This is a genomic window from Lysinibacillus sp. NPDC056220 (genome assembly GCF_049315265.1).
Classification (GTDB): Bacteria; Bacillota; Bacilli; order Bacillales_A; family Planococcaceae; genus Lysinibacillus; species Lysinibacillus pinottii.
Genome location: NZ_JBMOXD010000001.1, coordinates 349,379 through 370,662, shown reverse-complemented (window position 1 = coordinate 370,662; position 21,284 = coordinate 349,379). Strand labels below are relative to the sequence as shown.

Annotated in this window: 21 protein-coding genes; all 21 read left to right on the top strand. The window is 37.5% G+C overall.

The window, feature by feature from the left end:
* Window positions 1-138: 138 nt before the first annotated feature.
* Entirely contained in the window at window positions 139-903 is a 765-nt protein-coding gene (locus tag ACOZBY_RS01840; RefSeq protein WP_281487148.1) for a tyrosine-protein phosphatase, read from the top strand.
* 253 nt (window positions 904-1,156) lie between these two features.
* Window positions 1,157-2,092 (top strand): O-antigen ligase family protein, encoded by a 936-nt coding sequence (locus ACOZBY_RS01835; protein WP_227256913.1) that lies wholly within the window; start codon window positions 1,157-1,159, stop codon window positions 2,090-2,092.
* Window positions 2,093-2,161: 69 nt separating this feature from the next.
* On the top strand, window positions 2,162-2,878 hold the full coding sequence (locus ACOZBY_RS01830) for a YveK family protein (protein WP_012293335.1): 717 nt from the start codon (window positions 2,162-2,164) through the stop codon (window positions 2,876-2,878).
* Window positions 2,878-3,576, top strand: coding sequence for a CpsD/CapB family tyrosine-protein kinase (locus ACOZBY_RS01825; protein WP_012293336.1), 699 nt, complete (start codon window positions 2,878-2,880; stop codon window positions 3,574-3,576). The genes ACOZBY_RS01830 and ACOZBY_RS01825 overlap by 1 nt, the downstream gene beginning before the upstream one ends.
* 10 nt (window positions 3,577-3,586) lie before the next feature.
* Complete coding sequence (locus ACOZBY_RS01820) at window positions 3,587-4,672, top strand: glycosyltransferase (protein WP_036167475.1); 1,086 nt, start codon at window positions 3,587-3,589, stop codon at window positions 4,670-4,672.
* 28 nt (window positions 4,673-4,700) lie between these two features.
* On the top strand, window positions 4,701-5,828 hold the full coding sequence (locus tag ACOZBY_RS01815) for a glycosyltransferase (RefSeq protein ID WP_332873419.1): 1,128 nt from the start codon (window positions 4,701-4,703) through the stop codon (window positions 5,826-5,828).
* A 32-nt stretch (window positions 5,829-5,860) separates the two neighbouring features.
* On the top strand, window positions 5,861-7,381 hold the full coding sequence (locus tag ACOZBY_RS01810; protein ID WP_036167476.1) for an oligosaccharide flippase family protein: 1,521 nt from the start codon (window positions 5,861-5,863) through the stop codon (window positions 7,379-7,381).
* Complete coding sequence (locus ACOZBY_RS01805; RefSeq protein WP_036167629.1) at window positions 7,381-8,367, top strand: glycosyltransferase family 2 protein; 987 nt, start codon at window positions 7,381-7,383, stop codon at window positions 8,365-8,367. Before ACOZBY_RS01810 ends, ACOZBY_RS01805 begins: the two co-directional genes overlap by 1 nt.
* A 130-nt stretch (window positions 8,368-8,497) precedes the next feature.
* A complete protein-coding gene (locus ACOZBY_RS01800) occupies window positions 8,498-9,295 on the top strand; it encodes a TIGR00282 family metallophosphoesterase (RefSeq protein WP_031419033.1) in 798 nt (265 codons plus the stop codon).
* Between the two features lie 178 nt (window positions 9,296-9,473).
* Window positions 9,474-9,740: a stage V sporulation protein S gene (locus tag ACOZBY_RS01795; protein ID WP_004224903.1), complete on the top strand. Its 267-nt coding sequence runs from the start codon at window positions 9,474-9,476 to the stop codon at window positions 9,738-9,740.
* Window positions 9,741-9,998: 258 nt separating this feature from the next.
* Complete coding sequence (locus ACOZBY_RS01790) at window positions 9,999-11,738, top strand: 2-oxoacid:acceptor oxidoreductase subunit alpha (RefSeq protein ID WP_031419036.1); 1,740 nt, start codon at window positions 9,999-10,001, stop codon at window positions 11,736-11,738.
* Complete coding sequence (locus tag ACOZBY_RS01785; RefSeq protein WP_012293343.1) at window positions 11,738-12,604, top strand: 2-oxoacid:ferredoxin oxidoreductase subunit beta; 867 nt, start codon at window positions 11,738-11,740, stop codon at window positions 12,602-12,604. Before ACOZBY_RS01790 ends, ACOZBY_RS01785 begins: the two co-directional genes overlap by 1 nt.
* 208 nt (window positions 12,605-12,812) lie before the next feature.
* On the top strand, window positions 12,813-13,190 hold the full coding sequence (locus ACOZBY_RS01780; protein ID WP_206700921.1) for a 2-oxoglutarate ferredoxin oxidoreductase subunit beta: 378 nt from the start codon (window positions 12,813-12,815) through the stop codon (window positions 13,188-13,190).
* Window positions 13,191-13,429: 239 nt separating this feature from the next.
* Window positions 13,430-14,518, top strand: coding sequence for an ABC transporter substrate-binding protein (locus ACOZBY_RS01775; RefSeq protein WP_012293345.1), 1,089 nt, complete (start codon window positions 13,430-13,432; stop codon window positions 14,516-14,518).
* A complete protein-coding gene (locus tag ACOZBY_RS01770) occupies window positions 14,508-15,344 on the top strand; it encodes an alkaline phosphatase family protein (RefSeq protein WP_012293346.1) in 837 nt (278 codons plus the stop codon). Before ACOZBY_RS01775 ends, ACOZBY_RS01770 begins: the two co-directional genes overlap by 11 nt.
* A 70-nt stretch (window positions 15,345-15,414) precedes the next feature.
* Window positions 15,415-16,260, top strand: coding sequence for an ABC transporter permease (locus tag ACOZBY_RS01765; RefSeq protein WP_012293347.1), 846 nt, complete (start codon window positions 15,415-15,417; stop codon window positions 16,258-16,260).
* Window positions 16,257-17,042, top strand: coding sequence for an ABC transporter permease (locus ACOZBY_RS01760; protein ID WP_012293348.1), 786 nt, complete (start codon window positions 16,257-16,259; stop codon window positions 17,040-17,042). Before ACOZBY_RS01765 ends, ACOZBY_RS01760 begins: the two co-directional genes overlap by 4 nt.
* Window positions 17,039-18,040, top strand: a complete 1,002-nt coding sequence (locus ACOZBY_RS01755) for an ABC transporter ATP-binding protein (RefSeq protein WP_012293349.1) — start codon at window positions 17,039-17,041, stop codon at window positions 18,038-18,040. Before ACOZBY_RS01760 ends, ACOZBY_RS01755 begins: the two co-directional genes overlap by 4 nt.
* Complete coding sequence (locus ACOZBY_RS01750; protein WP_012293350.1) at window positions 18,037-18,819, top strand: DeoR/GlpR family DNA-binding transcription regulator; 783 nt, start codon at window positions 18,037-18,039, stop codon at window positions 18,817-18,819. Before ACOZBY_RS01755 ends, ACOZBY_RS01750 begins: the two co-directional genes overlap by 4 nt.
* Window positions 18,819-19,829, top strand: a complete 1,011-nt coding sequence (locus ACOZBY_RS01745; RefSeq protein WP_012293351.1) for a histidinol phosphate phosphatase domain-containing protein — start codon at window positions 18,819-18,821, stop codon at window positions 19,827-19,829. Before ACOZBY_RS01750 ends, ACOZBY_RS01745 begins: the two co-directional genes overlap by 1 nt.
* A 77-nt stretch (window positions 19,830-19,906) precedes the next feature.
* Window positions 19,907-21,211, top strand: a complete 1,305-nt coding sequence (locus ACOZBY_RS01740) for an ATP-grasp domain-containing protein (RefSeq protein ID WP_197149300.1) — start codon at window positions 19,907-19,909, stop codon at window positions 21,209-21,211.
* Window positions 21,212-21,284 lie beyond the last annotated feature (73 nt).

Sequence of the window (21,284 nt, the reverse complement as noted above, 5' to 3'; positions counted from 1 at the left end):
GTTAGAGGTTTCTCTAGATTCATATCTAGAGAGCCTCTTTTTTAATTTAGCCAGAGTCATGTTTGAGGAGCATCCATCATAAAAAAGAAAAAGGCTAGATTTTCTGCAGATGGATTAAAGAAGAAAGATGTGATCAAAATGATAGATCTTCATGCCCATATATTATTTGATGTGGATGATGGACCTAAAGAAGAAACGGATTCCTTAAACATGTTGAGGCAAGCTGCACGGGAGGGGATCACAGATATAGTCTGTACTTCACATGCTATGCATCCACATTATCATGTCCCATATCGCAAGGTAGAAGCGCTAGTCCGTTATTTACAACAGTTACTGCTGCAACAAAAAATCCCAATCACCCTCCACACAGGACATGAAGTTCGTTTACATGATGAGCTTTTGGCTCATCTTCAGCAAAAGCAACTTCATACATTAGCTCACACCCACTACATTCTATTAGAGCTTCCTTCAACTACAATCCCTGCTTATACGAAAGAGATAATTAGACGTTTAAAATGTGCTGGATATATATCGATTTTGGCACATCCTGAACGAAACCTTGCTATTAGAGAAAATCCGAAAAGACTTGATGACCTCATCCATGAAGGCGCATTTACACAAATAACGACAGGTAGTTTAACAGGCTTATTTGGTAAGGAGGTGCAGCGACTATCATTGGCTTTAGTAAGAGCAAATTACATTCATATGATTGGCTCTGACGCCCATAATGTAAGCACAAGAACGTTTTGCTTCCAAGCGGCACTTCAATATCTAGAGAAAAAGAATGAAATAGAGATGGTTGAGCGACTCCTCATGAATAATGCAAATGTTTTAGCTAACAAGCCTATCATGCGATTTGAACTTGAGGATATTGTTGTGAAGAAGCGGTGGCTTTTATTTTGATAACGTATGTAGAATTGAGTGTGAGAATAATATGAAACTATTCATCACATTAATGTTTAGCGCTCTTATTTTAATGAGCCTTATGCAGCCCGTCGATGGCATTTACCATAAATTATCTTTAGTTCTCAGCCTTTTTATAATTAGTATCTCTATACTTTGTCATAAAAAAATTATTATTCAAAATGTACAAGCTAGTATTTTTTTTAGTATGTATACGTTCTTTTGTATCATTGCAGCAGGGGTAAACCAAGATATGAATTTATTGAAAAATAGTCTTCAATTATATTGCATGTTTTTAGCAGTTTCTATTTTCTTTAATGACCTTGTGAAAGAGCATGTCATGGATATTGTTGTGAATAGTGTTTTAATAGCCTATGTCCCATTTATATTTGTATGTTTCCAACAAGCGCGCTATATGTTTGGAGGGTTTGCAGGTGTATTTGAGAATCCCAATACCATGGGGTTTTCTATGATGGGGTTAGTGGTTGTTGTACTTATAAGACTCTATCAGCTAGCCGTGAAAATATTACATGAACGACAACAGCCGAAATTAATTTTATTATTTGTTTTTTATACGACGATATATTTAATTTGTATGTATATCATACTGCTTTCGAATGCACGTACTTCATTGTTCACGGCTGCACTAGTGACGATTGTAGTAATTGTTTCTAGTATCAAAAGCTTGAATAAAGCCTTCCTGCCATTCCTAAAGTTTAGTGCTCTTTTTGCAGGTACTGTTCTAGTTGTATTAATAGCTTTCTTGAAAATGAATAGGATGCAAGATGCTGTACAAAGTATTTTATTAAAAATGGAAAAAAAGTCTACGAATATGACAGATGGCCGCCTTGAAATTTGGCAATATGTTTTTGAGCATGTTCAATTTTGGGGGCATGGTGTGGAATCATTATGGACTATAGGTGTATCTCATGCTCACAATACATTTATGAATATTTTACAGGAAGCGGGTCTACTGGCATTGATTAGCTATTGCTGTTTTTTGCTAGCCATTGCTAAAGGCTATCGCCGAATGAATGCCCAGCTTACCGTTTTGATGACGTTAATTATAGTTGCAATGTTAGGGGTTTCTACATTTGAAATTCTTTATTTTAACGTGCTCCATATTCTTGTGTTTGTTGTAAGTGGTAGCTTGAGAGATACGGACAAAAAGACGACATTGACCGAATAAGCGATAGGCTTGTTTAATATACTTTATTAGCATTGCAGCTATCTGCCTACATTAGGAGGGATCCATTTTGTGAATGAAGAAATGACAATTCAAAGTCTAGTAAAAGTATGGCAAAAACGCTGGTTCTTCATCCTAATACTGATGATACTGTCCATTGGCATTGCTGTTTTCATTAATTATTTTCTTCAAACACCTATTTATGAAGCGGAAACTCAATTATTGGTCAATCAAAAAAGCTATGAGAATCAGCAACTAATAGGAGCGCAGAATGTTGATACGGACCTTCGTTTAATTAATACGTACAATGTTATTATCAAAAGTCCTGTTATTTTAACAAAGGTAATTGATGTCCTAGCACTAGAAACATCTCCCGAAACATTAATGAAGCAAATAGAGGTTTCAAGCGCCAATAATTCACAAGTGGTTAATATTCGTGTACAGGATGAAGATGAAGCAAGGGCTGTGAAGATTGCCAATACGATAGCTGAGATTTTTAAAGAGGAAATTCCTATTTTAATGCATGTGGACAATATTAATATTCTCTTTGTTGCCCAATCCAGTGAACATCCAGTACCGGTGAAACCCAATAAATTGCTGAACCTCCTAATAGCGACTATTGGTGGTTTCAGCTTGGCACTCGTGCTCGCCTATTTTTTAGAAACGCTTGATAGGACGATTAAAACAGAGCAGGATATCGAGGAAATATTATCATTACCTGTGATTGGAGTTGTCAGTAATATTGAATTACTCAATAGTAAAAAATCAAGAGCCGGGGGGTCCTCCTAATGCTGTTCAAAAGAAAAACAAAAAAAATCCCAATGGCTCGCAAGCTGGTAACAGTTTCCGATATGATGTCAATTCCTTCTGAGCAATATCGCACCATTCGGGCGAATATTAAATTTTCGCAACCCAATCAAGATGTTAAAACTATTCTAGTCACCTCCTCTATCGCAGGTGAAGGAAAATCGACCAATGCGGCTAATATCGGTGTTGTGTTTTCACAGGAGGGAAAACGTGTCCTCATTATTGATGCTGATATGCGTAAGCCCACGCTCCATCATACATTTTATCTTGATAATGTTTTTGGCTTATCATCTGTATTATCACGTCAAGCGACCTTACAAGAGGTGATTCAAGCAACCTTTGTAGATGGTGTGGAAATCATTTCGAGTGGCGCTATCCCCCCTAATCCAACAGAATTATTAGCCTCTGAAACTATGACTTTATTGTTGCACGAAGTGAAAGAACGCTACGATATTGTGATGATTGATGCACCACCATTACTTTTTTTATCGGATGCACAAATTTTATCTAATAAATGTGATGGTACTCTTTTAGTTGTTAATACGGGCACAGTAGGAAAAGCAGCTGTTGTAAAATCAAAATCCATCTTAACGATTGCTAAAGCCAATATATTAGGTGTCATCTTGAATAATTATAAAATGAAGGGCAGCACGTACGAGCAATATTATGGAAAAGAATAAAAGGTGGAGAATGACATTGAAAAGGGTTTTGCATATTATCCCCACTACTGATTATGGCGGTATAACGACCATGATTGTAGATACTTGGATGAATGTTAATAAATTTTCATACCATTTTGATTTTGTGTCATTTAATAAGGGGACTTATCATGAAATTCTCTTACAGCAAGGTTCGAAAATATTTTACGAAACGTATATTACCGAGCAAGGTCCACTTTCTTATATGCGGAATATTTATAGGATTATAAAACAATATCAATATGATGCCGTTCATGATCATACAGGCTACCGAGCAGTTTTTACCATGCTAGCAGCTCGTTTAGCAGGTGTATCATGTCGTGTATTACATAGCCATACGAATGTTGCTGAAGAATGGAACAATAAAGCTCTGTTAGCATTGTTGAAAAGGCTAAGCGTTGGAAATGCCACGAAATTGGTAGCGTGTAGTCAAAAAGCGGGTGAATTTTGCTTTCATAAAAGACCCTACGAGGTTATTGCCAATCCAATTGATATGCAGAAGATAAAGCGTTTATCGCCAGAAGAGAAAAAGAGTTTAGCAGAAGATTTAGGGATTCAAGATGGGGATTTAGTAATTGGGCATATTGGTCGCTTTGTACCTGTGAAAAATCATTCCTTTTTAATTGAGCTTGCTGTTAAATTAAAGCAACAAAACATTCCATTTAAATTGCTTTTGATAGGAGATGGCCCCTTAGAGCAGGAAATTCGCCTTCTCGTCAAGGAACAAAAAGTAGAGGATTATGTTCAATTTTTGGGACCACGGGCAGATAGTATTAAGCTCCTTCAACTCATGGATAAGTTTATTTTACCGTCTTATTTCGAGGGCTTTGGCATTGTATTATTAGAAGCTCAAATTTGTGGTACACCAGCCATCGTTTCTTCCACACTGCCAAAAGAGGTAGATCTTAATGTGGGATTACTACAGTATTTAGAGCTACAGGGAGATATTAATAGTTGGCTGCAAGCTATTATAAAAATGAATGTAAAACCAAATCCGCAAATTATTAGGAAGAGTCTTAAAAATAAAGGTCTTGATGCAGAAGAAATAGCAATTAGATTATGTGCGCTTTACACATAGCTAGTAAACTAATTCAAAGGATGAGACTATCCAAAAAAAAATTAAAATTACTCATATCATCACTACCACAGGTCTTGGCGGAGCAGAAGCAATGCTTTACCGTCTTTTACAAAACGTGGATAGGGACATGTATGAGATAGAGGTTATTTGTCTAACAGAGATAGGAACTTATGGTAAGTATATTGAACAACAATTAAACATCAAAGTAACAATATGTGATATGCGACGCAGTATGGGGATTGCCTTTGTTCGTTGTTATCAACGATGTCGAGAGAGTGATATTATTCAAACTTGGATGTATCATGCTAATCTTCTTGGATACATTCTTTCAAAATTACTCAAAAAGAAATTAATTTGGGGTATTCACCATAGTAATTTAAATAAAGATGACAATAAACGAAGGACAATTTTTATTGCGAAGCTTTGTGCAAAATTATCTAAACATGTGGACGCTATTATTTCTTGTGGTCCAAAGGTGAAAGAAATCCATGAAGCTATTGGGTACAAGAATAAGCAGCACCGAATTATTGTAAATGGTGTAAATACAGATTTTTATAAGCCTAGTAAGAAGCGTCAATATTATTTGGAGCGATTCAACATAGTGAACCAACCTATTTTATTGCATGTAGGTAGATGGGACCCTTTAAAGGATTATGAAAATTTGCTGGCAAGTTTAAAGCAGTTAAAGCAAAAACGACAAGATTTTTATATGTTTTTAGTTGGCTATGAGATAGAAAGCTCTAATGAGGTATTGCGGCAAATGATTGAAAACGCGCAGTTAGAGCAGTTTACATTCCTATTAGGTAGTAGAGACGATATTCCACAATTAATGGCTGCAGCTGATCTATTCATTTTATCATCTTCTGGAGAGGGGCTACCGAATGTGTTGGTAGAGGCACTTGCCAGTGGCACTTGCTGTGTGACTACAAATGTTGGGGATTGTGAATTTTTAGTAGGTAATTATGGAGAGGTTGTACCTTCTAAGGATGCGGTCGCTTTATCGAAAGCCATCAATAGGGCATTAAATTACGATTCAAAGACATATGAACAAAAAGCTAATCTTGGTCGTGCACATGTTTTAGCAAACTTTGAAATTAAGCATGTGGCAGAGCAATATCAATCTCTATATCCCGCTATTATTCAAAGAAAAGAATGAAAGCCAATCCTCACTAACAGAAAGGCGTGCACATGAAAGAAATTAAGATTGGAGCCATTCTTTCGTATCTTACAATCGGCTGCACGATGATTTCTTCCCTTCTTTTTACACCCTTGATGATTTCGCTTCTTGGTCAGAAAGAATTTGGATTATATTCTTTAATGATTGTCCTTGTTGGCTATCTTTCTATTTTAGATTTAGGGCTGGGCAATGCGATTGTACGCTATATTGCTAGAAATAGAGCAATTGCGGATAAGGCATTAGAGGCATCATTAAATGGATTTTTTTTGAAGTTATTTATTAGTATTGGCTGTCTTACATTATTGATAGGCTTTTTCCTATTTTCACAGGTAGAGATGATTTTTGGACAAAGCTTATCAGGAGATCAATTAGCCAAAGCCAAAGTAATGGGCTATATAATGACCATTAGTGTAGCGGTGCAATTCCCACTAGGTGTTTTTACTTCCATCTTACAAGCATATGAAAAATTTATTTTTATTAAATTTACAACATTACTACAGGTGATTGTACAGCCTTTGACAATGTTGTTTTTTCTGTTACAGGGAACCGATGCGGTGACGTTAATCTATATTATCGCTATTTATAATATTCTCTTTTTAGTAATGGATGCCATTTATTGTATGAAGGTCTTATCCATTCGATTTACTTTTACTTTGAAAAACAAAAAGCTGATAAAAGAAATTTTTATCTATTCATTTTTTATTTTCATTACAGTCATCGTTGATAAAATCTATTGGCAAACGGATCAAGTGTTATTAGGCATATTAAAAGGAACTGAGGATGTTGCAATTTATGCAGTGGCTATGCAAATAGTATTAATATTTATGTCACTAGCTTTAGCCATAAGTGGATTATTTCTACCTCGTATTTCTATGCTTGTCACAAAAGAAGAAGGGTTATTAGAAATTAACCAATTATTCATTAAAGTGGGCGCTATTCAGTTTTTAGTAGTGGGATATATGCTCGGTGGATTCTTTCTTTTTGGAAAAGAATTTTTATTACTATGGTTAGGCAAAGATTTTTTGGCCATCTATGCGATTGTTCTTATTATTATGGTGCCATTCAGTATTGATCTCATACAAAATTTAGGTATTAATGTGTTGAAAGCGAAAAATCTTTTTAAATTTAGAACGATTTTATTAATGATTGTGGCGCTGGTCAATATGATTGTATCCATACCAGTTATCTTTTTTTATGGGAAAATTGGCACAGCAATTATTACGGCATGTTCTTTATTTATAGGAAATGTAGTTATCATGAATATTTATTACTATAAAAAAATTGGTTTGGATATTTTGGGTTTTTGGCGGACCATTAGCAGGCTAGTTCTAGCATTTATTTTGGCTATTTGCTGTAGTCAGCTTCTATGGGATTTAACGAAACCTCCCATCATTTGGAGCTCTATCATCCTTTATATTTTTTATTATACAGTTTTGACAGGCGGGAGCCTTTTCTCTATTGGCATGACAAAAGAGCAGAGAAGAAGGTGGATAGAGTCATTACGTAAAGGAGGGGCAAAATTTTGGTCTTAGTGAGTGTGATTGTCCCTGTCTATAATGCCGAGAACTATTTGAACAAATGCCTTACGAGTATTTGTCATCAAAGTTTAAAGGACATAGAAATTATTACGATTAATGATGGTAGCGATGATCAATCATTGTCGGTTTTAAAAAATTTTGCACAGAAGGACACTCGTATAACTGTTTTAGATATTGACAATGGTGGTGTTAGTAAGGCAAGAAATTTAGGCATAGAACAAGCTAATGGACAATATATTACTTTTGTTGATGCGGATGACTGGCTAGAGCTAACTATGCTGGAAGAACTGTATCACGCCTGTAGGCTGACAGGTAGCAATATTGCTAAATGCGATTTATTTTGGCAGGAGGAAGTGGGAAGTAGGCAGCTATATTATCCTTCAAAGACATACTATACTTATAGTGCAACTGTTTGTTTAAATAAATTATTTACAGAAATAGGTGAAAAGCACTTTGGTTTTGCCAGCTGTAAACTATATAAAAAATCCTTTATAGATTTGCATAGGCTAAGATTTGATGAAGCGATGAATTTTGCAGAAGACACGTTGTTTCTATCGAGAGCAGTAATAAAAAATCAATCCATCTGCTACGTCCCAAGACAGCTTTATTACTATAATGTTGACAATCAAAATTCACTTACAAGCAGGGCTATGAGCAATATAAGAAACAATTATGATTTGTTGTATAAAAAGCTTTTTGAGGAATTACAAAATGGAGAAGTTTATGAGGAAGTAAAAAATAGCTTTTTAAATTACCAATTTGAAGGGCTCCTTGTTATTCTCCATCAATGTCCAACTAATCCGCAGGCCATTAAAAGTGCCATTCAATCCTTTTTACTAGCATACCCAGCTGTTTTGAAGGTGAAGCTTATCAACCGTAATCTAAAACAGATTATCTTTTTAAAGCTCATAAAAATGAATTGGCTTACATTATCCTCTACACTCATCTACATAAAGGTGAAAAGAGCCAAAGTGATATAATGGCCAGATTTTTATTTTATTTTGCTTAATCCTCCACCTAGCGTTACAATTAATGATGTTATTCAAGGTACGTAAAGTCTCTAAAGGCAAATTTTTAGAGACGTAATGGAAAGAAAGAGTGGTTGAAAAAATGAAAGTTTTATTTATTGGCGATATTGTTGGTTCAATTGGTCGAGATGCGGTAGAGAAATATTTACCTCGTTTAAAAAAGAAATATAATGTCGATGTTGTCATTGCCAATGGTGAAAATGCTGCGGCAGGTCGAGGAATTACACGTAATATTTATAATGACCTGTTACAAATGGGTGTAGACGTTATTACAATGGGTAATCATACATGGGATAATAAAGATATATTTGATTTTATTGATGATGCTGATTATTTAATACGTCCAGCCAATTTTTCTGAAGAAGCGCCAGGTAAAGGTATGGTGCAAATTTCTAAAAATGGTGTGACAATATCTGTCATTAATTTACATGGTCGTGTATTTTTACCACCACATGAGGATCCATTTGCAATGGCAGAAAAATTGATTGAAGAAGCTCGTCAAACGTCACCGCTTGTATTTGTAGATTTCCATGCGGAGGCAACTAGTGAAAAGATTGCACTTGGCTGGCACTTAGATGGGAAGGCTTCTGCCGTTGTTGGGACACATACACATGTTCAAACAGCAGATGCTCGTATCTATCCTAATGGTACAGCTTACATTACGGATGTAGGTATGACAGGTCCGTATGATGAGATTTTAGGGATGACGAAGGAAAGTGTCATTTATAAATTCCAAACAAATATGCCTTCTCGTTTTGAAGTACCGAAAAAAGGGCGTGAGGTATTAAGTGGTTTCTTTGTAGAGATTGATAATCAAACAGGGAAGGCTAAATCCTGTGAACGCATTTATATAAATGAAGATTATCCATTTCAAGGATAAATAAGTCGAAGAATGTTGATTTACAGCACTTTTTCCGAGGAAACAGGATTCTTTGTGAAACTAGTCTATTTCCGTCTTGCGGCGCATAAAATGTGCTACGGACAATAACTTGAGGTCCAAAAAGGGGGACATGAGTTGTTGAGCGTAAACACTATTCGCGAAACGGGGAGGAATAATTGTGGATTCATTAAAAGTATCATCACGCTCTAATCCAAATTCAGTTGCAGGTGCATTAGTCGCGGTAATCAGAGAAAAAGGGCAAGCAGAAATGCAAGCAGTTGGGGCAGGTGCACTTAACCAAGCCGTGAAAGCAGTGGCCATCGCACGCGGATTTGTAGCGCCAAGTGGCACAGATTTAATTTGCGCGCCGGCGTTTGCCGATATTTTAATTGCTGGTGAAGAACGTACAGCCTTGAAGCTGCTAGTGGAAAAACGTATTCGATAAAAAGTAATAAGTAAAATGCCTTGTCACATAATAAGTGACGGGCATTTTTTCGTTTTCCTGTTTACATATGATAGATGTCACTTGAAATAGGTTCGTTATTTTGCTTAGATTTGAAAATTACAACTTTATGAACAGGATTTTCAGTCAAAGGTCTGATTTTCGCCTAAATCGTTGAGAAACAATAGTGCAGAAGGTTTCTTCGTGTTAAACTTATGAAGGAAAAATAATAGTACACATTGGATTTAAGGAGTTGTTGACATGTTACATCAGCTTTCATGGAAAGTCGGTGGGCAACAGGGTGAAGGGATTGAGAGTACAGGTGAGATTTTCTCAATGGCAATGAATCGTCTAGGCTATTTCCTATACGGTTATCGTCACTTCTCTTCTCGAATTAAAGGTGGCCATACGAATAATAAAATTACAGTTCGTCCAACAGAAGTACGTGCAATTGCGGATGATTTAGATATTTTAGTGGCGTTCGATCAGGAAACAATCGATGTCAATTATAAAGAGCTTACAGAAAATGGTGTTATTTTAGCGGATGCCAAATTTGATCCTGTTAAACCAGAAGATTCAAAGGCTCCATTATTTGTTGTACCGTTTACAGAAATAGCAGCAGAGCTTGGCACTTCATTGATGAAAAACATGGTAGCCATCGGTGCAACCGCATCATTGCTAAACCTAGAGGACGCAGTGTTCCAAAATGTTGTCGATGATATTTTTGGGAAAAAGGGCGAAGAGGTCGTTCAAAAAAACATGGAGGCCATTACTCGTGGTCGTCAAATCATGAATGAGCTGTTAGGTGATCGCGTAGGTGCATGGGAGCTTTCTCCAGCAGATGGAAAACGTCGGATGTTTATGATTGGTAATGATGCAGTAGCACTTGGTGCATTAGCAGCTGGGACACGCTTTATGGCAGCCTACCCAATTACACCAGCTTCTGAAATTATGGAGTATCTAATTAAGAAACTACCAAAATTCGGCGGCACAGTCATCCAAACAGAAGATGAGATTGCCGCAGCAACAATGGCGATTGGCGCTAACTTTGGTGGTGTTCGCTCCTTTACAGCATCGGCTGGACCTGGTCTTTCACTGATGATGGAAGCAATTGGTCTTTCAGGTATGACGGAGCAGCCATTAGTGGTCGTGGATACACAACGCGGAGGTCCTTCAACTGGGCTACCAACAAAGCAAGAACAATCAGACTTAATGGCAATGCTATACGGAACACATGGCGAAATTCCTAAAGTAGTTATTGCACCTTCTACAATGGAGGAAGCATTCTTTGACACAATTCAAGCATTTAATATTGCGGAGGAATTGCAATTACCAGTTATCTTAATGACTGATTTACAATTATCGTTAGGGAAACAATCTGTAGAACCATTTGATTACAGTAAGATTGAAATTCGTCGTGGTAAAATTGTGATTGATGATCTTGAAGAAGCCGCTGATAAAGCCTATTTCAAACGCTATGAAGATACTGAAGATGGGGTTTCACCTCGGGTATTACCTGGTACATTACATGGTATTCACCACGTTACAGGCGTGGAACATGATGAAACAGGGAAGCCATCTGAAGCAACGGGTAATCGTCAAACTCAAATGGATAAACGCTTCCGTAAGTTAGAGAATTTGAAATTTGATAATCCAGTGTTTGTGAATGCTCCACATGAAGAGGCGGATATTTTATTAGTAGGCTTTAACTCAACAAGGGGCGCTATTGAAGAAGTACAAGAACGACTCAATGCGCAAGGAATGAAAGTTAATCATGCACATGTTCGCTTAATTCATCCATTCCCATCTGCGGAAATGGCACCACTTGTAGCGAAAGCGAAAAAAGTAATCGTTGTGGAAAATAACTATACGGGTCAATTGGCAAACATTATGAAGATGAACATAGGTGGTCACGATAAAATCGCGACAATCACTAAATATAATGGTACACCATTCTTGCCAGGTGAATTAGAAAATCGTGTGAAGGAGTTGACTCGCTAATGGCAACATTTAAGGATTTTCGTAATGCAGTAAAGCCAAACTGGTGCCCAGGCTGTGGAGACTTCTCTGTACAAGCGGCTATTCAACGTGCTGCTGCGAATGTGGGAATTGAACCAAATGAACTTGCAGTAATTTCTGGGATTGGTTGTTCGGGTCGTATTTCAGGATATATTAATTCTTACGGATTTCATGGTATTCATGGTCGTGCACTTCCGATTGCACAAGGGTTAAAAATGGCTAATCGTGATTTACATGTCATCGCTTCTGGTGGTGATGGTGATGGATTTGCGATTGGTATGGGGCACACCATTCATGCAATTCGCCGTAACATCGATATTACGTATATTGTCATGGATAACCAAATTTATGGTTTAACAAAAGGTCAAACATCGCCTCGCTCTGCTGCTGGATTTATTACTAAATCCACACCAGGTGGAGCAATTGAGCCATCGTTAAAACCTTTAGAAGTTGCGTTAACAAGTGGTGCTACATTTGTGGCACAAGGCTTCTCGACTGATATTAAAGAGTTAACAGCTTTAATAGAAGCGGGTATCAATCATAAAGGCTTCTCATTCATCAATGTCTTTTCACCTTGTGTCACATATAACAAAGTGAACACATACGATTGGTTTAAAGAGAACTTAACAAAGCTAGCGGATGTTGAAGGCTATGACCACACTGATCGCGGTATGGCAATGCGTACAGTGATGGAGAACGAGGGCTTAGTAACAGGCGTTATTTATCATGATACAGAAACAACGTCCTATCAAGAAAAAGTACCTGGTTACTCCGAGTTACCATTAACAGATATTGATATCAAAATGAGCGAAAATGAGTTCAATGAATTAGTAAAAGAATTTATGTAAAATGCTAGAATCAAAGCATTTGGACTGGTAATAGTCCAAATGCTTTTTTGGTTGTATGAATGTATTGCTTGTAGAGTTAGAAAACAGCAGTAAAGATACAAAAAATATGTGAAATCATATTCAAGTTGTGAATCTAAAACAAATAGAAGGGGCTGGTAGAGGTAAAAATCTCCCCGAAAATGCTACAATAAAAGAAAAAAAAGAGGCGATGCACGTGAATAACGTCATTGATTTTATTGCAAAGAAAAGGGAACGTGAAGAAAGGCAGCGTGCTCAGAATTTAGAGCGGTATGTGGCAACACACTGTAATTTTCAACAACCTGAAAATATTGACGCGCTAGTAGAGGGCAAACTGATAGAGGTCAAAGATCATTCGTTATTTTTGGGCTTTCTGTCTATTTTAAAGGATGAGCAAATAGAACCCATGACTATTTTTCAGGATGTCTTTACGTTAGAACCCGCTCGTTTTGAAATGTCTTATAATATGAGATGGTGGTCTGTTGTTCAACTAGCGTTTACATTTTTAACAATTTTAAAGGAAAATGAGCCGCATACATATGCAAATTTTTTAGGTCTCTCCAAATAATCTAGGTATGTGTACGTCTCTTCAAACAAACGTGCACATACAGAACTAGATTTCTCCTTATCTCCTTCCTTCCATTTTACAATTCTCCTTCAATTATTATTTACATTCATAGATTTTATAATTTCTCAATAATTTTTACTAAATATTTTAATGACCTCCATACTTGCTTAATGTTTGTTTTATACCATTACGGATGTAAGCAAATAAAAATAAACCAAAACAAATGGAGGGTCCAACACATGGCAATTCAAAAGTTGTGGAAAAAAGGCTTAATTGGTGCATTAGCCATTTCCATGTTGGCAGCTTGTTCAGACAGTTCATCAGGTACAAATGAGGTAAAGGAAGATGTAACGCTTGAAGAAATTACGACAAAAGCAAAGGAAGAGGGGGCTGTCAATTCTGTTGGTATGCCTGATACATGGGCGAACTGGGTGGAGACTTGGGAGGAGCTAGGAACTGAATATAGCATTAAACACAAAGATACAGATATGTCGAGTGCTGAAGAATTAGCAAAGTTTGAAGCAGAGAAAGATGATGCTACAGCAGATATTGGTGATGTAGGGATTGCTTTTGGTCCGATTGCTAAGGACAAGGGCCTCACATTACCATACAAAACTTCTTATTGGGAAGAGATACCTGATTGGGCAAAAGACAATGAAGGCCATTGGATTGTAGGCTATACAGGAACTATTTCATTTTTAACAGATAAAAATAATGTAAAAGATGCTCCGAAATCGTGGGAGGATTTAAAAAATGGCAATTATACAGTCAGTATTGGAGATGCATTAACAGCTAACCAAGCACAGTTTGCCATTTTAGCTGCTGCCATGGCTTTTGGTGGAGATGAGTCCAATATTCAACCCGGGATTGATTTTTTTGCAGAGTTAGCGAAGCAAGGTAGATTACAGGGTGACCCATCTGTCGCAAATTTAGAAAAGGGAGAAATTGATGTCGCTATCTTATGGGATTTTAATGCATTAGGCTATCGTCACCAAATTGATGAGGAACGTTTTGATGTAGTGATACCGAAAGAGGGTTCTGTTACTTCGGGCTATGCAACGATCATTAATAAGTATGCTAAAAACCCACATGCAGCCATGCTAGCACGTGAATATATTTTATCTGATGCAGGTCAAGAAAATTTAGCAAAAGGCTATGCAAGACCAATTCGAGACAAGGTGGACCTACCACAGGATGTAAAAGATTTATTGTTACCAGCTGATATGTATAACAATGCTCAACCAGTAAACGATCAAAAGAAATGGGAAGATACAACAAAGCAAATTCCACAATTATATCAGGAGCAGGTGTTAATCCATGCAAAATAAGAAAGTAGTTTTAATTGTCGTTGATGCACTACGCTTTGATACTGCTTGTTCCCATATGGGATTTTTACACCATTTAGTAGAGCGAAAGGTAGCAGCCCGCTATAAAATTTGTTCGGAGGTTCCTGCGTTATCTAGACCATTATATGAAACCATTTTAACAGGGACACCCCCAATTGTTCATGGTGTCACAAGTAATATGACCGTCCGTTTATCGACTCAAAAAAGTGTCTTTCACGTTGCAAAGGAACACGGATTGTCTACAGCAGCCTCAGCCTATTATTGGGTAAGTGAACTTTATAACAGAGCGCCATTTAACCATATGGCTGACAGAATTCAACTGGATACATCCTTACCAATTGACAATGGATTGTTCTATTTTGAGGATCATTATCCGGATAGTCATGTATTTGCAGATGCAGCCTGGTTAATGGATGAAAAGCAGCCTGATTTCCTTTATATTCATCCGATGAATGTTGATGATGATGGTCATAAATTTACTGCGGATTCCGCACAATATCGCAATCGTGTTTTAGCGATGGATGCCATATTATCATTATTCATTCCAAAATGTATGGCACAAGGGTATGAGGTCATTGTTACAGCTGATCATGGCATGACGAGTGATGGCAATCATGGAGGAACAACGGATGAGGATCGTTATGTTCCACTGTTTGTAATCGCCGATTCTGTCAAGGCAGGGATAAATGAGGGTGTTGTTTCCCAATTACAAATTGCACCACTATGCTGTCATTTATTGAAGATGGAGCCTACTGATGAAATGGTGCCACTTTTACTTGAAGGTGTATATACAGCAAAAGAGGTTTAAATCATAATAGTCGCTCCTGTTAGGCTAGAGCGACTATTATCCCCTTGGGCAGCAGTAATTATAGAAAGAAGTGATTGTGTTGATATCGAAGCGGCAATCCATTGCCTGGCTTTCTCCTTTTCTAGTATTACTATTATTATTTTTCCTTGTCCCTTTATTGTATATGCTCATAACTAGCTTTCAAAATAGTGATGGCTTCACGCTAACGCAATACAAGGCTGTCTTTACGAACGGCTATATTTTACAAGGTTTTAAAAATAGTATTACCTTATCCATCATTTCAGCTATTATCGCGTTAATGGTTACATTGTTCGCGGTCTATGCGATGATGAAGTTTTCTGAGCCAGTGAGAGAGAAAATTTTAATACTAACAAATTTAACATCTAATTTTTCGGGTATTCCGTTAGCTTTTGCCTTTATCGTGTTACTTGGCAACAGTGGTTTATTTACACTGTTATTTGAAAAATGGGATATCGATGCACTGTCATCATTTTCACTTTATAGTTGGGGTGGCCTTTTATTAATTTATATTTACTTTCAGCTTCCACTATCGCTTATGCTGTTATATCCGATTTATGATGGAATCCAGCAGCAGTGGAAGGAGGCAGCTGCACTTTTAGGGGCATCCAGTTGGCAGTTTTGGAGGAAAATTGGTCTACCCGTGATGCTTCCAGGGATTGTCGGAACTTTTAGTGTATTATTTGCTAATGCTATGGGTGCGTATGCCTCAGCCTATGCACTGACTAGCAGTAATTACAATTTAGTGGCGATTCGTATTGGCTCATTAATTAAAGGTGATATCTTTGCCCAACCAGAGCTAGCAAGTGCAATTGCGGTCATTTTAGCCGTATCGATGGTAACGGCGATGTTAATTAGTGAGTGGAGCATCTCAAACACAAGGAGGAAGCTTAAATGAAAAAGCGAGGCTTGGCTGATTTATTTTTCCTCCTGTTAATGGGGTATCTTATATTGCCCGTTCTAGCAACGATGCTCTACGCTTTCGCATCAAAATGGAATTCAACTATATTACCAGAAGGATTTACATTAAAATGGTTTTCCACATTGTTTCAGGATAGTGAATTTATTCAGGCATTTGGACGTTCAGTATTGCTAGCAGGTGGTGCTGTTAGTATCGCACTCCTCGTTATTGTGCCAGCCATCTTCGTTATTGTCTTGTACTTTCCAACGTATGAAAAATGGATACAGATGGCCGTTGTCATGGTCTATTCTTTCCCAGGAATCATTTTAGCGGTTGGGCTTATCCGTGTTTATAGTCAAATAGGGATACCGATGATTTTCGTTGTTCTAGGGGCCTATGTTGTTGGAATTCTACCTTATATCTATCAGGGCACACGAAATAGTTTGCGAAATATAGATGCAAGGCAGCTTCTTGATGCAGCTCAATTACTTGGGGCATCTAAAAGGCAAGCGTTCACAAAAATTTTACTGCCTACTGTTTATCCAGGCTTATTTGCAGGTGCGCTGTTATCTTTCTCTGTTTTATTTGGTGAATTTGTCTTAATTAATCTTGTTGTTGGCTCTCGCTTTGAAACAGTTCAAATTTATTTAATGAAAAAACTTAGTACTAGTGGACATATTGCTAGTGCAGTAGTTTTCATTTATATCGTGCTGATGGGTTTATTAACATTTGTCATTGCTTTAGTAACGAAACGATCGAAAGGTGCTACAAATCTATGAGTTATCTTGTTATTGAAGGGCTTCATAAAAACTATGGGTCATCAACTGTTTTATCGAATATTAATATGAAAATTGACAAAGGTGAATTTATTACTTTATTAGGGCCAAGTGGCTGTGGAAAGAGTACGATTCTTCGCATTGTCGCAGGCTTGACAGATGCATCGGCAGGGCTTATTTCCATTGAAGGCAAAGATATGAATGGTGTACAACCTAAGGATCGCCAAGTAGGGATGGTTTTTCAATCCTATGCACTTTTTCCGAATATGACCGTGCAAGAAAATGTCGCCTTTGGCTTACGTATGCAAAAGGAGAATTCAGTTGATTTAGAAAAACGCGTTCAAGATATGCTGGAGCTTGTTCATTTAAGTGAAAAAGCCCACGCATATCCGAAAGAACTATCGGGAGGTCAACAACAACGTGTTGCACTAGCACGAGCTTTAATTGTTCGACCTAAAGTGTTGTTATTAGACGAGCCACTGAGTGCGCTAGATGCTCAAATACGAAAGAAGCTTCAAACAGATTTACGAGCCATTCAACGGAAGCTCAATATGACGATGATTTTAGTAACGCATGATCAGGAAGAGGCCATGGCTGTTTCAGACAGAATATTTGTAATGAATAATGGCAGTATTGCGCAAAGTGGGACACCAACTGAGATTTATACAAAACCTGATAATGAATTTATTGCTAATTTTATCGGGCATTATAATGTTTTTTCCCGACAGGTATTAGAGCGAATGCTCGGAGAATCTTTACCAGAAACCTCCCGTAAATTTGCGATTCGTCCAGAAGCTCTGCATTTCGATAAAAGAAACGGCGATCTGTCTATAACAGGAACAGCGAGACAATCATTAATGAGTGGCAATATCATTCGAACAACATTTGAGGGAGAAACCATATTTACAATGGAGCAACTGCATCAACAGGGTGATTCAATTGAAATGGGAACAACCTATAAGTGTTATGTCGCAAAAGAAGATGTGATTGCATTATCATGACTTACGCAAAACTAGAAAGATTTGAATTTATCTTAAAACAATTAGAGCGGGAAGGGAAAATTATTGTTGCGAATATTGCTGATGCGCTTCAAGTAGCCCCTGAAACAATACGCAGAGACTTTGATGAATTAGAGCAACAGCGATTATTAACAAGAGTGCATGGAGGAGCTATTAAATATACGAACGTGCGGAATGAGCCTGCCTTTTTGCGTAAGCTTCAAATGCAAAAAGAGGCTAAGCGTCAAATTGCTCGCATGGCCGCAAAACGTATTGGTGATGGAGATACGATAGCCATTGATACGGGGACGACAACGGTCCATATTGCAGATTTTCTACTGGCTGTTGACGATATAACAGTTGTTACGAACTCGATTGCAGCAGCTGTCCAGTTCAATTTAGCAATAGAAGAAAGGCGCATGACGGGGAAGGTTATTTTACTAGGAGGTACTGCGAATCCTCGACAATCCTCTGTCGCAGGCGCTATGACTTTGGAAATGTTAGATAATATGAATTTTGACAAAGCATTTATCTCCTGTGGCGGCATTAGTGAGGGTGTCGTGTATGATTATGATTTAGATGAATCTCTTATTTCAAAAAAAATGCAAAAGCATAGTAAGGTTAATTATTTATTAGCGGATGCATCAAAGATTAATGGAAAATCATTTTTCCAAATCTGTCATCTTGAAGAATGTACGGAAATTTTTTGTGAAAGTACTTGTCCATTAGAGTGGCAGGCTTATGAAGAAAAATGGACGGTATGTAATGGAGGGAAAAGTTGATGACTATTGATTATCATGTACATTTAGAAGAGGGTCCTTATTCATCGCGCTGGCTAGAGCGTACATCACAGGCGCTTGAGTTCTTTCAATGTGTGGATGCATCTGCACAAGGTTCAAAGGAGCAAATGACCTATCAACTTCAGAGGTTAACAAAGAGGGTTCAAAATGGCTGTTATAGTGAGGAATGGTTAGATTTATATCTTCAGCAAGCAAAGCGGCTTGGATTACGTGAGGTAGGCATTGTTGATCACTTATATCGTTTTAAGGAGACGCGCGCTTATTTCGAGCGCTTTATGAAGTTGGACGATAGTGAGATTGGTCAATTACAGCAATATTGGCTGGATCGTGTCATGACAGAAAATATCGATTCTTTTGTCTCTACCATTCAGCAGGCGAAGGAAAAATGGCACCAAGAAGGAATTGCCTTAAAACTAGGTATAGAGGCAGATTATTTTATAGGTGGGGAGATGGAACTAACTTCATTATTAGCAGACCACCCATGGGATTATGTCATCGGTTCAGTCCATTTTGTGGATGGATGGGGCTTTGATAATCCCCAAACAGAACATCTATTTGAACAAATGAATCCGCAAGCATTACAAGAAAATTATGAACGATTCTTTATGACTGTTGAAAACATGATTCAGTCCAAACTATTTGATTTTGTTGCCCACCTTGACAACTTTAAAGTATTTAATTATCAGGTAGAGGATCAGGCTTTTCTGAAAGTTTGGTATGAGCGTATCGCACAAGCTTTAACGTCAACCCAAACTGCCACTGAGATCAATGCCGGCTTGTATTATCGTTATCCTGTAAAAGAAATGTGCCCTGGCCCTCGTTTTTTACAAACCTTACTTGATTATGGGGTTATTTTTACTGTATCCTCAGATGCCCATTTCCCTGATGATTTAGGAAAATATACATTTGCCAATACGGACTTGCTCAAGAGTCATGGGGTTCAATCTCTTGTCTCTTTTGAACAACGCATTAAAAAATTTATAGAAATATAGATACTGGAGAAGGCACTAAAGTTTTATATTAGTGTCTTTTATGGGTGCTACATATGTACAATCTAGTGCGCATACAAATGAATAAATTCATTTTTACTAGAGAGGCGATCGAATTGTCATACCTACAGGAACAACCTTTTTTGCCTATTGTTATACAGTCAGGACAGCATGCCTACGGGGTAGCCCGTTCTTTTTATGAAGCTTATCATATTAAGAGCCTTGTTATTGAGCCAGCTAGAGAGCGAGGGAATTTCCGATCACTTTTCTCCGGTGGTGCCCAGGGCATCGCCACTCAAAATAGTGGTATCCTCGAATTTCAATATGTAGAGCATTTAGATGACCCTCACTATTTTGTGCAAGCGCTGCAGATGCTGGCGAAGCAGTTTCAGCATCAACGATTGATTTTATTAGTGTGTGACTGCTTTTACGCAGAGCTAATCATTCAAAATAAAGAGGAGCTAGAAAAATATTTTATTTTACCCTATATCGACCAAGCTTTGCTAAAGAAGGTTCAAACGAAGGAAAAATTTTATCAACTTTGTGACTTGTATAAGTTAAAATACCCTCAAACAGTGACTGTAACAAAGGAACAACAGACAAACTGCTTCATACCATTCCACTACCCAATCATTATTAAACCTTCTAATTCTGTGGCGTACTCTAGCTGCTCCTTTCCTGAGAAGAAAAAAATTTATCTAGCCCATAATGACAGTGAGGTGCAAAAGATTGTTCACTGTATTTATCGCTCAAGCTATCAAGATTCCTTAATTTTACAAGAGTTTATCCCCGGTGATGATTCGTTCATTCGTGTGTTAGATGTTTATGTAGGGAGGGATAAAACAGTGAAATTGATGTGTTTAAGCAATAAGCTATTTGAGGACCCCTCTCCGCAAAACAAGGGTATCTCTTTAGCTGTCATGACCGATTATGATGAGCAATTGATGGATACAATCCGGCATCTGTTGGAGGACATTGGTTATACGGGCTATGCCAATTTTGATATGAAATATGATCCGCGAGATGGGGAGTACAAGTTATTTGAGCTGAATTTACGAGCCGGTTCTTCCAGCTATTATGTGACAGCGAGCGGCCATAACTACATGCAATATGTAGTGGATGATTATCTATTTCACATCCCGCTTGAACGAACATATGTCCAAACTAAGCATTTGTGGTCACTACTGCCTCCCAGAACCTTATATAAATGTATGGGGAATGAAAAATTAAAAATAGAAGCAAAACGTTTAGTGAAACAAGGTCAATATACAAATGCTTTATTTTATAAAGAGGATATGAGTATGAAGCGTTGGATTAAGCTGAAATTATACGATGGATACTTATATATCAAGCATAGGAAGTATTTTATTAATCGGGACGTTTAGCGCCTAATAGATAATAGAACTTGAAAATGGACGAATCAATCCTTTCAGCTACTTGTAATTAAGTCGAAACCAC